General features: G+C 33.5%; 11 protein-coding genes and 3 tRNA genes. 1 reads left to right on the top strand and 13 read right to left on the bottom strand.

Annotated features, from left to right (window positions below):
* Nucleotides 1–643: 643 nt before the first annotated feature.
* A tRNA-Pro gene (locus AB5706_RS03615) sits at nt 644–717 on the bottom strand.
* A gap of 98 nt (nt 718–815) precedes the next feature.
* A tRNA-Tyr gene (locus AB5706_RS03610) sits at nt 816–897 on the bottom strand.
* A gap of 630 nt (nt 898–1,527) precedes the next feature.
* Between AB5706_RS03610 and AB5706_RS03605 the strand changes: the two genes are divergently transcribed.
* Complete coding sequence (locus AB5706_RS03605; RefSeq protein WP_368365866.1) at nt 1,528–1,725, top strand: hypothetical protein; 198 nt, start codon at nt 1,528–1,530, stop codon at nt 1,723–1,725.
* Nucleotides 1,726–1,924: 199 nt separating this feature from the next.
* On the opposite strand, the gene AB5706_RS03600 is transcribed toward AB5706_RS03605, so the two are convergent.
* The 11 genes from AB5706_RS03600 to AB5706_RS03550 form a co-directional block, all read right to left on the bottom strand.
* Nucleotides 1,925–2,074 (bottom strand): hypothetical protein, encoded by a 150-nt coding sequence (locus AB5706_RS03600; protein WP_368365865.1) that lies wholly within the window; start codon nt 2,072–2,074, stop codon nt 1,925–1,927.
* A 31-nt stretch (nt 2,075–2,105) separates the two neighbouring features.
* A complete protein-coding gene (locus AB5706_RS03595) occupies nt 2,106–3,119 on the bottom strand; it encodes a tyrosine-type recombinase/integrase (RefSeq protein WP_368365864.1) in 1,014 nt (337 codons plus the stop codon).
* Between the two features lie 130 nt (nt 3,120–3,249).
* A complete protein-coding gene (locus AB5706_RS03590) occupies nt 3,250–3,984 on the bottom strand; it encodes a phage regulatory protein/antirepressor Ant (protein WP_243271361.1) in 735 nt (244 codons plus the stop codon).
* A 231-nt stretch (nt 3,985–4,215) separates the two neighbouring features.
* On the bottom strand, nt 4,216–4,488 hold the full coding sequence (locus AB5706_RS03585) for an HU family DNA-binding protein (protein WP_173769247.1): 273 nt from the start codon (nt 4,486–4,488) through the stop codon (nt 4,216–4,218).
* Between the two features lie 114 nt (nt 4,489–4,602).
* Nucleotides 4,603–5,976, bottom strand: a complete 1,374-nt coding sequence (locus tag AB5706_RS03580; protein WP_368365863.1) for a hypothetical protein — start codon at nt 5,974–5,976, stop codon at nt 4,603–4,605.
* A 10-nt stretch (nt 5,977–5,986) separates the two neighbouring features.
* Nucleotides 5,987–6,226, bottom strand: coding sequence for a hypothetical protein (locus AB5706_RS03575; protein ID WP_368365862.1), 240 nt, complete (start codon nt 6,224–6,226; stop codon nt 5,987–5,989).
* 33 nt (nt 6,227–6,259) lie between these two features.
* Complete coding sequence (locus tag AB5706_RS03570) at nt 6,260–6,913, bottom strand: ATP-dependent Clp protease proteolytic subunit (protein WP_202187778.1); 654 nt, start codon at nt 6,911–6,913, stop codon at nt 6,260–6,262.
* 34 nt (nt 6,914–6,947) lie between these two features.
* Nucleotides 6,948–8,387 (bottom strand): MBL fold metallo-hydrolase, encoded by a 1,440-nt coding sequence (locus tag AB5706_RS03565; protein ID WP_195590034.1) that lies wholly within the window; start codon nt 8,385–8,387, stop codon nt 6,948–6,950.
* Nucleotides 8,388–8,630: 243 nt separating this feature from the next.
* Nucleotides 8,631–8,704: transfer RNA gene (locus AB5706_RS03560), tRNA-Met, on the bottom strand.
* Nucleotides 8,705–8,976: 272 nt separating this feature from the next.
* Nucleotides 8,977–11,760, bottom strand: coding sequence for a hypothetical protein (locus tag AB5706_RS03555; protein WP_195590036.1), 2,784 nt, complete (start codon nt 11,758–11,760; stop codon nt 8,977–8,979).
* Between the two features lie 9 nt (nt 11,761–11,769).
* On the bottom strand, nt 11,770–12,069 hold the full coding sequence (locus AB5706_RS03550) for a hypothetical protein (protein WP_195590037.1): 300 nt from the start codon (nt 12,067–12,069) through the stop codon (nt 11,770–11,772).
* Nucleotides 12,070–12,556 lie beyond the last annotated feature (487 nt).

The following is a 12,556-nucleotide window of genomic DNA, read 5'->3' as shown; positions in this document are numbered from 1 at the left end:
TGTCCGTCCGTCATAACCATTTAGACCAAGTAGACAAAAACTCATTTACAAAAACAATAAATCTGTGATAAACTAATATTTATATCTACATTAGTAGGTATACACATCAAAGCACCGTCAGTTTCTCCAGTTTTGAAATATAAACACGAGAGGCAGGTGAACTACATGGCATTTGTACCGACAATTTTAAAGCCTGTACACGTCAGAGCATATTGGCGCTTCCGTCTTTTTAGGTGGGAGTTTGTTCATGAACACTGGCGCAGTCTTCCTAACCGATAGGAAGAAATAAATTTGTCACCTGAGTCTGGATCGAATCTCTCTGATAAAGATTTTCTTTTCTTACTCAATTCTAGGTACCTGACGGTGTTTCTTCTAAAATTACCTCTATTAAATGCAAGCGGATAGTACGACCATCTATTTCTCTTATTACCTACTCACAATCATGTTATCCATGGTTCACAATTGTTTCAGATCTGGACCAATCCAGATAGCTTCAATGCACTTGCCATACAAAACAAGACTTGGTGTAAACACCATTTCAAGTAAAAACCTCTAACTGTTTTTGTTCATTATTTTTTCCTGTCACAGGTATGCAAAATCTACACCATGCCTCCTGTGGAATACTATGTCGTATATAGGAAAGTTGGAATACAGGGACTTGAACCCTGGACCTCCTGAACCCAAATCAGGCGCTCTACCAAACTGAGCTACATCCCAAGACGCTGGACCGAAGCCCAGCTTGGAGAAATAATCATGAAAATGAAAAATACAAAGAAAAGAGAAGAATAATAGAATAGGACAGTAGTCCTATTTAGTGGATGGAGAAGGATTCGAACCTTCGAAGGCAGAACCGCCTGATTTACAGTCAGGAGCGTTTGACCACTTCGCTATCCATCCAAATAAAATTTTATACTCATTAAAATTGAGTTGTAGGGCAGTGTACCAGGACTCGAACCTGGAATCTTCATTTGTATTATAATAAGTATTTGAATATGACGCTTTACCAATTAAGCTATACCTGCCAGATTGCAATGTTTCTTTTCCGCACATTGCGAATCGTATTTGCGTAATGCGTAGTTATTTCGCTGTCCGCCAGCTATCCTGACTAAATCAGGAAGGGTATTATTTGCTTCCGCTCAGTCGGAAGGTTCCAGTCCTAACACTGTATGATGAATCACGGATTATTTTACATCGGCTACGCGCGAATAACTTTGAGGCACTTGTCAACTATGTCATTCTCCGATGGCAGACGCTCCTTATCTGCGTAACAGAATATTTCTATTCTTGGCAATAAAACATAAGTTCTGACTTGTTTATTTAATACCCATGAATCATAATAGAAAAGTGTAGAAGAGTACTTCAACTACTCCGATACACTGTAACTTATTGACACAGCACCTGGCATTTAAGATAAGACCGGAAAGGATCGGTGCATTCAAATCAGAAGTCTATATGATTCTGGGCGTTCTGCTCACATATTTCCCTCTGAACTAGTTGGCTACTTTATAGCCAGGGAGGAGGTGAAATATGAGAGACGAGCGAAACAAGCTTAAGCTTGCAAAGTTAGCGATCCGACTTCTTTGTTTTACTATAATTACAATCGCTGCACTGTGGATAATCATTAATCATAATCCGCAAAGCCTTACAGTTTCTGTTAGTGCCGATAAGGTCAATGCAGAAATTGCTGTGAACTTTGCAAGCGAAACAGATGACGATAGTCAATAAAAGGCTATCTCATCGACATTAAGGTGGTTACTTTTGTAACTGCCTTTTTGTTTTTTCAGACTACGTTTGTTATTTATCAGGTACTGGTGCAGACTTCCAGAACAAATCCCCTCTTTTCGGACTCTTCTTGCCTACCTGATATCACAAGCGTCTTGGGAATAAAATGTTCCACCACAGAACAAATATAGTAGAAGAGAAGTTACTTAAACATTCCGGCTTTTCTCAGACGTTCTCTTGCTTCTCGAATTTCTTTCGTATGATCTGCCATAGGAGTCTGTGATCTTTCATACATTTCTTTTGCTTTTTTGCCTGTTATAATCATAATAGGGCTTTGCTGTCCATTGAACATTACTTACCTCCAATATGTACTTCTAAATAACCTATTCGGTTATTCCAAACATTTCATTAATAGTATCTTCCGAATGATCCTTTAAGTACCCCTGGGTTGTACTCACGTCACTGTGATGCGCAAATATTTGAATTTGCTCAAGAGAGTACTTTCTAATATTTCCATTTTCATCCACTAATCTAGTATCAGTACCTTGAGCCAAACATTCTAATCTAGCATGTCGCATACTATGTGGGAATATATTACATTCTTCTCCACGAACTTCGGAAAGAATCTTAGAAATTGAAACGATTCTATCATATAAAATATTCGGATCATTGACTGCTTCTTTATGATTACCTTGACCTTTAATCCAAAGTGAATCAATATCATCATCACCACGCCATTCCAAATATTTTCGAATGATTTCTTTTGTGTCATCCAGATAAACTAATGGAAATTTCTTTCCACGTTTTCCAACAACAACATTTGTCTTATTACCATTTAATAATCCATGCTTTTGAATCTGAAATAATTCATTTTTTCTTCCTGCAGAATCAAATCCAATGGACCATAAAACAGCCAATTGCCATTTTTCTTTTTCTACAAGAATATCTCTAACCTTAATAAATTCATCAAATGTAAAGAAGAAATCATCTTCATTATCTCGTACACGTTCTTTCGGAAGACCGGCTACTTTCTTTGCATAGTTAATTTCGTAATCGTAATCATCGTCTTCTTCACAAAATGTAAGCATACTGTTTACTGCGCTTTTAAGCCTATTAACTCTAGCTGCAGACATTTGACAATCATCTGAAAAATATAAGCTTAAATTACGAAAATCCTTTTTGTTTAATTCAAGAATGCATCTATTATCTAATTTTTTAAGAACATAAATTAGTATAATTTTTAAATCACTTCGATACCCATTAATAGTTCCTTTGCTTTTTTTTCGTTGTTTATACTCAGATAGAAAGTCTTCAAGAATACGCTTATTTTCTTTGTTGACCTGTTCCCATAATTCATCAGTATAAAATTTGTTATAAACACGGCCTCTTTTAGCCATCCTTAATCACTTCCTTTATCAAATATCTTCATTATCTTATGTAAGATGACAGCATCAGCCATCACCACACATAAAATAACGATTTTATATTTACCACAGGACTATTACAGCCCTGTGGAATAGTTTTTTATTATTTTTTAGAAACTGAATTGTATTTTTCAATCCAATCTTTATAATTATCAATAATCCATTTGCGACCTTTTTCAGTCCATTTTAATACCGGTTTATATTTTTCTTCTTTATAACTTTCATAATCTGCATATCCATCTGTAATCAGCCATTTATATTCTTCATAAGGATACCAATTACCATTCTTAAATAAAATACGATTCACATGCATAATTTCATTTAATTTAGCTGCATGTAATCCAAGATCTTTTGCAATAATACTTGTATTAATTAATCCATTTTTCTTAAGAACATCATCATAATATGTAGCTTTTGGTTTTAAAACTGCATTTTCTTTTTCAAGTTCTTCATTCTTTTCAACTTCTACAAGAAGCTGCACTAGAGCTTCTTTGTAATTTACTGGAAGTTTTGGCTCAGAATGAGATGATAACTGTTTTTCCATTTCATTAAATGCTTCAATATATTTTAATTTCCATTCAAGAGCATCTTTCCCAGTAAACCCCATCGCCAGAAGAGAAAAACCATCACGATTAATGAGATATTCGGTATAAGTTCGTCCTCTTGAATTCTTATATTCTGAATAAATAAACATATTTTTCACGGCGGAATTTTCCGCTGTGAGATTTCGTATTGATTCAAGAACATCTTTATGAGCTTTATTAAAATGTTCTGCAATTTCACGACTTGTTGTTAATACTTGTCCATTTTCAATAGAAACTAATTCATTTTTAATCATATATTCACTCTTTCTGCACTATTTATATGCTAAATATATTTTGTTGTTTGCCGCAACATTTACCTTGTTTCCTTACGTGAGATGACTACGGCAATAGCCATCCCAATATGAAAGAGTGCTATGATAAAAATATCAAAACAGAGGGTTAATCACCTCGCGTAAGAAAACAATGTTTATATTCCCACAGGACTATCACAGCCCTGTGGTTTATCAAAAAATGAAAAATTCTATTTATCTAGCAGCATCCTTTACAGCTTTTGCCAGTTTTGCCTTAACAGTTTTATGAGGTTTAATCATCAGGTCTTCCCCAGTGAGCGGATTGCGGCCTTTTCTTCCAGCTACATCCTTAACCTCAAGGCTTCCAAATCCAGGTACTCTAATATCCTCACCAGCTTTCAGTGTCTCCATGATAACTTCCTGAAGAGCTGCTACGATATCACCAGTCTCCTTAATTGTCTTCTCTGCTTTAGTTGCTGTTGCTTTAATAAGTTCAGTTTTAGTCATAATTTTGTTACTCCTTTGATCATTTAAATTTTTATAATTTTATTGTTTTTATTTATACGTGGGTCCGCCACGCTCGGCATGTTATTCAGTTGTCTATGTTCGAACTGATTTTCATCAGTCAATAACAATATTAGTAGTTCCTTTAAGACCTTTTTCTTTGTCCCAAATGAAACAAATGCATTTTCTTACAGCACCAACAAATCCGGATTCGTGACTCCAGTTATCCTCGCCTGTAACAGATGGGAGATTACGAATGATTAAACCACCAAGTTCTTTAATTGCCTGTTCCGAATGAAGGTGTGCGAGATGTGCTTCATGGTATTTTGTTCTTCCAAATGCCTCTCTGGCTTCAACCTGCATTACTTTGTCTACACGTTTACCTTCTTTATCTCCATGAGCGTACATAATAAGAGAATTGCCCCATTCAAAATATTTTCTTGGATGCATGTCTACATCAACAAACACATTTGGATCTTCATGAAAATAAGCCAATAATGTCATAACTACGTGCCAAGAGCTTAAAAAATCATGGTTTCCTGGGACATACATAAGTTCAACAGGAGCAAATTTAGATAATGCAGTAATGCCATCAATAAGCATTTCAACGCATCCTTTAAACATCTCCTGATGTCTCATATTTGTGTCCTGTGCTGTACCACGAGTTGTTGTTCCTTGTACATTATCAAAATGGAGAAGGTCGTTGCCGATTGGCATAAGAATTTTTGCGACTTTTCTTGATTTAATATCCTCAATAGCCTCGGTTATAATCGTATTAAAGCATTTTTCAGCTATAATATAATCATATGCTCCGTTTGTAAGGCTTCCTGATGCGAACTTACCATAATGCAAATCCATAATTGGGATTTCATATAAAACTCCATCATCAACTTTAGGTTCTGTAAAATAATCTCTATTTTTCGGATTATAATTTCTAACTAAATCTTCGTAAAACTCTTCAATTTCAATCTGAGAAATTTCAGTTCTAGGTTTTACATTGATTTTGCTTGCATACAGATTTTTAACACCAGATTTTCCACCTTGATTCCAAATAGAGTTTCTTGCAGAGACAAGTTCCCATTCAAGTGGATCATAACCATGTGCGTTAAGTAAAAATTCAGGATTTTTCAAGTTTTCCTCATTAATCTCAATAAGTCGATCACTTGTAAAAGAGCCATCTTTGTTTACGTCTGTCTGTTCTTTATATCTTGGAAGTGAGAGAGGAGCCGGTTCATCTGTAATTGGTTCACTATTTACTTCCATTTCTTTTCTTCTTTTTTCATCAAAATATTCTTTTACGAATACGCTGCCATACACATTGCTACAAGCGTTCCGAAGAGTATTGCGAGATAGTGGAATAGAATATTGATCAATAATTTCAGTCCAATCTTTATCTGAGTTTCCCTGTACTTTTGCAGTTATTTCAGCAAACGAAGCCTCGTATTGTTCAGGTGTCATTCCATAATCACTTATTCTTTTTTCGAAATCCATAGGCGATCACCTACTCTGCGTTATCTGCATCCTCTGCAGGAATTACATCTAACTCTTCCTCAGTTTTAATCTGAGTAGTCATCTCAATATACTGATTTTTCATAGCGTTGAGAAGATCTACAACAAATATTTCTTTTTCATCACCATTTTCATCTGTATATGTAATTGTGGAACAATCATCAGAAAGTGTTCCTTTAATAGATAATTTATCGGTTGTATTACGTTTGAAGCTTAAACAAGATTTAGCCATTTTTTATTTTCTCCTTTTAATCATAAAATTTTTTTAAATAATTTCATCCAAACTTTTAATTACTTTCTCTGCGACACCATATTTAATAGCTTCACTTGCAGATAAGTACCAATCGTTATCAAAATTTTCATAAAATACATCTTCTGGAATTTTTGTTCGTGATAATACAAAATTACCTAATTCCTCAATCTGACGCTGATAATTCATAATTGCAGCAACTACTTCATTATAATTACCTGCGAATGATCCACCACCTTTGTGAACAAGGAATTCTGCTGTTGGGAATGTGTATCTTTCGTGACAAGAGAGATAAATAAAACATCCACTTGATGCAGCAACGCCAACATTAATTCCAATAACTTTTGTTGTACTAAGCTGAATCGTGTCTACAAGACAGTTGTTTACTTCTAATTCACCACCTGGACTGAAGAAAATCACTTTAATAGGAGTACGCTGATCAACAGGGATATTATTTTTCTTATCTTCAAAATTCCACTGCATAATCATTTTTGCATATTCAAGCGTCATTGAAGTAATTTCATCATCAATCCAAATAATTCTATTCTCATAGTTTTTATAAAACTGTAGAAGTGATGGATCTGGTAACTGTAAATTTTCAGCATTCTGCGGAATAGCAATATCTAAATATGCCATTTCCAATTTCTTTTTATCCTTTTTTTCATTCATAAGCATTACCTGCTTTCCTTTTAGTCTTTTATTTTTATAATCTCAAAAACATATCTTTAGAGCTACATAATACTTTATAACTCTTGTCATTTTTTGAGATTGATTTTTGTAAATCTTCCTTAAGCTCTAACTTTGATTCCTCAGAGCCGTGGACCAATATTAATTTTTCAGTTTTTAGACTTGATCCAAACTTAACTAAATCATCATGATTTGCATGACTTGAAAAAGTATAGAGTGAAATACAGTCTGCTTTATTTTCAACCACAGTATGGTTAATTTTTAATTGTTTGAAGTCTTTATAATTCTTGATTCTATATGCCAGATAACTTGGATTATCACCACAATAACCACATAAACAAATCATACTGTTTTCATCGGCAATATATTTTTCCAGGTATTTTAAAATTCTACCGTTAGTACAAAAACCGCTGCTTGAAATTACAATCTTAGGCTGATCATCAGCTACACAAGTATCTGATTCTGCTTTATCAGAGATAAATCGTACATTTTCCCATTCTGTTACTTTATTCCAAAGCTTTAAATTATCTCCAGATAGAATTTCAGAATAAATATTAGAAATTTCACAACTGAGCATAGAATCTACAACTACTGGTGCTTTAAATTTAGTATCACTACCAAAAATCTCATATAAAACAGTAAGAATTTCCTGTGTACGTGAAAATGAGAAGCATGGAATAATAACACTACCATTTCTTTCAAACACAGTCTCAACAGCAGTTTTTAAATGTTCTTTATCAAATTTACGTGTCTTTTTACTGGTTCTTTGTTTTGAACCATAAGTTGATTCCATAATTGTATAGTCGTTGAAACAATCCGGAATTTCTGTTTGAGAAAGATAATGATTTACTGGATTTATTGCTCCAATATCAGAAGTGTATAAGATTTTCTTACATCGTTGCTCGTCTTTAAGAATAAGCTGTAATTGTGCAGCACCAAGACAATGAGAATTTTTGAACCATTGGAAACTTACGTTATCATCTAATCTAAAAACTGTATTGTATTGATCATAAACATAAAAGAAACCCAATGTTCTTTCTACATCATCCATTGTATAAAGTGGAGAGTAATCACGATTATATCTTTTGGATAATATACGTGCTTCATCTGCTACAATAAATGCACAGTTTCTTAATAATGCTTCGGCAATTCGTGCTGCTTTATCTGTGAGGATTATTTTACCCTTAAAACCTTCTTTTATAAGACGTGGAAGCAGTCCAATATGGTCAATGTGACAATGTTCTACGAAAATATATGATATTTCGCTTGGTTTAAATGGGAATTTCTTGGAATTAATTTTATAAGAATCAAGATAATCATTAGAAGATGCCTGATATAATCCACATTCTAATAGAATTTGTTTACCGGCAAATTGAATATGGTAGCATGATCCTGTGACTTCATTTGAGGACATGCCAGCAAAAGTGATACCATCACCTTTTTTCTTTTTAGCCATAAGCCTTTCAGCCTTTCAAGTTATTTTAATTTTTCCGCCTTATCAGCGTACCAATCTTCAATGTACCTCTTATTTCCACAGGTTTTATAATACCCCACATGGTACCCTCTGGAATTCATATACCCTCCTGAGTATGGCTTTAAGATTTTTTTATCAATAAGGGACTGGATACCCTCTTTTGTAATTGTTTTAATAACAATACACACCTTTCGTTCTAAATTTCCTCGTAAGAGAGGATAATAATTGCAGGAGACAGATTTGAACTGCCGATCTTCAGAGCATGAATCTGACGAGATACCAAACTTCTCTATCCTGCGACATTCATATTGCAAAGGGACCGAATATATATCCAATCCCTCTACAATATATGAATCAGAAATTTCTGGCCGTATACATACGTGTCTCGGCTCTTGGACACGGGAGCTTAATTTCGGAACTCTCCAATTTCATCTAAAAACTGTTTCCACTTTAAACAGTACGAATGGTTGTGGATGCCATTCATCTCTCTCCATATATGGGAAGATATTCGACATTAAAAAAAACCATATAAATAAAGGGGAAAACGAACATTATTGCAAAAGTTCTTGTTTCATTTGCAAATAACAAAGTTGCTTAAAAATTTTTCATGATTATATTGATATACTGTGTTTAAGATTTTTCTAGCATATTTTTGTGGATTTTTTAATTTAAAATCTCTTCCAGCATATTTTTTCCCAATTCCAAGTGCAATCTCTATCAAACGATTAATTGTTTTTTTATTTCCGATTTTCATATGTGATATTTGATCCAATGTATTCTTAGCAATTTCTGCTAATGAATCAACATATTCATCACGCTCAACTGATAGGCTGTTTAATGCTTTTATAGCGTTATCATACTCGTTTATAATTTTCATTATTTTTGTTACTTGTGCACTTGATGCTGTACCATCCATTTTAATGAAAAAATTTTCTGTTGGAATAGTAGTAGTTTTGCTTGCCCCCTGTATTTTATCTAACCACTCTTGTAACCAATTCATTGGACAAATTAAATCATTATTAATACGACCTTTTAATTTATTCCTTGATTCATCAATGTCTTCAAATGGAAGTTCCTTGCCATCTTTTGTTGTTTTTATTTCTCTTGTATACTGCATAAATTGTGGAAAGTCACATTTTACTGTTTTTACATTCCCATTTTTATCAATTACTTCTTTTTTCATTGACATACATGGAAGTTTACTAATCCTATCAATCTCTTTAACACCATCAATTTCATAAAGCCTCTTGCAGCTATCGATTATTACTTGAGCAAGAACGCTTAGAATTACGAAATTATCTGACAGTTCATCAAGTCTTTTTGGATCTGGATTATCACTCTGTAACTCACTCCAGTAATAAGTCATGGCAAGCTGTGCCAAATTACTGGAATATCCAATTCCGATTCTTGATTTAGAAAATGTATTGTCCATACGTGCATATTCTGATTTGTTATTTTTATAAACGACACCACTTTCTTTTAAGTCATTGACAATAGTAGGGTAGTGTTTATAGCAATAAGCTGCACACTTAACCATTGTCGGCTGATTTGTGGCTAGAACGAAATCCGAATCATGATCGCTTCCGTTACTTCTTGCTTGAAAGTCAGTCTCAATATTATTTACAGCAATAATATTTTTTGAAAATTCAAAGTATTTTTCCATCTCGTTACTATATACATTATGAAAATAACAAATATTATTTGGGGAATTGTGAGGATTACGAAATGCACATAGATGTTCGTCATGTTGAAATCTTGTAGTGTAACACTGAATTACACTATTCTCACTTTTTAGAGTAGGATCTTTTGTAAAATCCTCACCAACAGAATAGAGTAGAAGAGCATAAGGGTTTCCACATGTTGTTAAATTGTCACCATTTACAACAATCTTGCCTTTTCTAAGCTTGTATACATATGCAGAAATAATTTTTGACTTCTCATGTCTGAAAAATGTACTATTGCCAAATTCATGGTTGTGATCATATAAATCAGCCATCATCTCATAGTGGTTTACCTCATTAGCATTTTTTCTTAAGAATTTCTCAAACTCATTATTATCCTGCTTCAGTAACTCCACATATTCAATACTGGTGCTTGCAATATCCCTTACATCATCTTTGGTACATGGGAGAGTATTAACCATCTGATAACTGAGCTGTTGATATTCACCAAGTTTACTAGGATGATCGGTTTTTACAATACCGAACACGCTGCCATCTTCATTTACCTTATTGCACCAATACTCATATGCAGATTCTAATGAGCCGCCCATTAAATCTTTGAATTTTTTCCATTTAATGGCATTGTCAGTAGTGATAATCTTAATGTCTTTCAAATAATGCCAATGACCAAACATATCTTGAACTTGATATGTTTCGTAATCATTACCGGTTTTTTCACACCAATCTTTAAAAAATAACTGTATATGAGATTTAAAACCACACATCTTAAATAAATGGTGTCTCATCAGAGCCATGCCGTTGATTTTAACAGTCCATTCCGGATTATAAGCATTTCTGCAATCTTTAAAATAATCAGCTTCGATCAATCCCATACCATCCCAAAGTGTATTCTTGACTTCGGTAACCTTCTTGTCTACGACACATTTCTTACAAATTCGACCCTTAGAGTCCACGTAATCTTCTGCACGAACAATGTTAGCCATTGTCTTAAAAAATGAATCTTGGTCCCTAAGAATGAGAATATCCTCTACAGGAATATACTTAGTTCCAACGATGGTAGACGTAGTAAGTGGAGCATAGGCAGATATCTCAACAATTTTTGCATTGTCATCTGTCATTAGTTTTCCAAGTCCGATAGTTAACCATTCGTAAGCCACTTCATAAAGTTCAGAGTTTATAAAGATAACCTTTCCAAGCTTTGCTTTAGCACTGGTTCGAAACAACATCTCATAGTGAATTGTTTCTTCACTTTTAATAGTGTCATCTTTATTCTTAGTTTTATAAGTAACATCTACACCTTCGTTATAGAATTTATCTCTGATCTGCTCACGTTTTTTTTCATCATAGAGATCTTTGTTGTTCTCAACTTTCTCTAATGTGTATTTAAGACGTTCCTTTAATTCGCCATCAGAATTTTTATATAACTGCTCAATTCGCTTATGTTCATCCTCATAAGATCTGGTTCCAAAGTCAAAGTCTAAGCAAATAATATCTCTAGTAGATTCACCTTTATATACATTAAGACCATTCTTTATAAGAAAAGCAGAGAATAAACTGTTATTAAGCATTGCTTCAGTGTAAGAGAAATAATCTCTTGTCCCTAAATTAACATCATATAATGTACCGGCACTGATATTTTTAATTTTAATTCCAAACTCACTAATGATAATCACCACCTTACATTATTGATGATCTTTCTTAGTAGAATTTTTAGTTGATTTAAATTTATATTTATTTCCATTATTCTTATTATTACTCTTTGTCCATCCAATAGAAGAAGCTGCAGCATTAATATTACAACTAGGAAATGGAGGATAATCAGTCTCAAAGGCATATAAATTTAATATATTTGATGCATAGCGATGAAATTCTTCACGAGATGGTATAGCAGGAAATGTACCTCCTGTATAATAATTTTTAGTAGTTTTAGATGATAATCTCTGTGTAAGTGCAACGTTGTCTGTGTTTACTTCTGTATTCATATTTAGTATGTACTCCTTTTAACATAATTAGTATTAATCCTTTCTGTGCGAGGTTGATAAGTTACATAACCTACTAAAAATGTGAAGGGTTGAAGGGTAGTAGGTTATATAAAATTCTTCTTAATAGAAAAATTTTTTATTCACAAAAAATGCAAATGTGTTATTTCACATCTGACTATTAATTTCTTCTCTATTTGGTTATAAGTTATATTGGAATTTATTTATCTGAATAGATAATGATAATAAATAATGACAATAATAATATAAAATCAATTAGAACGAAGCTAGATGTTGAAGCGTAGCGAAACATATAGCGTAGTGATGACAAATGAACGTAGCGTAAGCGAAGTGAGTGCGGCAGCCTCTGGTGGAACACCAGTAAAGTATAATCAAAATTTTATAATAAATATTTATAATCAATATTTCAAACTAACTATCCTGTCGTTCCGACAGTGCTTAACCGCATTCACTTCGCTAAAGCTTCGTT

Source organism: Ruminococcus sp. RTP21484sp1_RTP21277st1_D2_RTP21277_210401, from assembly GCF_040924225.1.
Taxonomy (GTDB): Bacteria; Bacillota; Clostridia; order Lachnospirales; family Lachnospiraceae; genus Blautia_A; species Blautia_A faecis.
Note: the sequence above shows the minus strand (reverse complement) of the source record. Positions and strands in the feature narration are given on the sequence as shown.

What these genes read in the sequence shown, in the direction of transcription:
- AB5706_RS03595 (WP_368365864.1), bottom strand. Translation starts at nt 3,119, where the DNA reads ATGGCTAAAAGAGGCCGTGTTTATAACAAATTTTATACTGATGAATTA.
- AB5706_RS03575 (WP_368365862.1), bottom strand. Translation starts at nt 6,226, where the DNA reads ATGGCTAAATCTTGTTTAAGCTTCAAACGTAATACAACCGATAAATTA.
- AB5706_RS03550 (WP_195590037.1), bottom strand. Translation starts at nt 12,069, where the DNA reads ATGAATACAGAAGTAAACACAGACAACGTTGCACTTACACAGAGATTA.
- AB5706_RS03590 (WP_243271361.1), bottom strand. Translation starts at nt 3,984, where the DNA reads ATGATTAAAAATGAATTAGTTTCTATTGAAAATGGACAAGTATTAACA.
- AB5706_RS03600 (WP_368365865.1), bottom strand. Translation starts at nt 2,074, where the DNA reads ATGTTCAATGGACAGCAAAGCCCTATTATGATTATAACAGGCAAAAAA.
- AB5706_RS03580 (WP_368365863.1), bottom strand. Translation starts at nt 5,976, where the DNA reads ATGGATTTCGAAAAAAGAATAAGTGATTATGGAATGACACCTGAACAA.
- AB5706_RS03605 (WP_368365866.1), top strand. Translation starts at nt 1,528, where the DNA reads ATGAGAGACGAGCGAAACAAGCTTAAGCTTGCAAAGTTAGCGATCCGA.
- AB5706_RS03570 (WP_202187778.1), bottom strand. Translation starts at nt 6,913, where the DNA reads ATGAATGAAAAAAAGGATAAAAAGAAATTGGAAATGGCATATTTAGAT.
- AB5706_RS03585 (WP_173769247.1), bottom strand. Translation starts at nt 4,488, where the DNA reads ATGACTAAAACTGAACTTATTAAAGCAACAGCAACTAAAGCAGAGAAG.
- AB5706_RS03565 (WP_195590034.1), bottom strand. Translation starts at nt 8,387, where the DNA reads ATGGCTAAAAAGAAAAAAGGTGATGGTATCACTTTTGCTGGCATGTCC.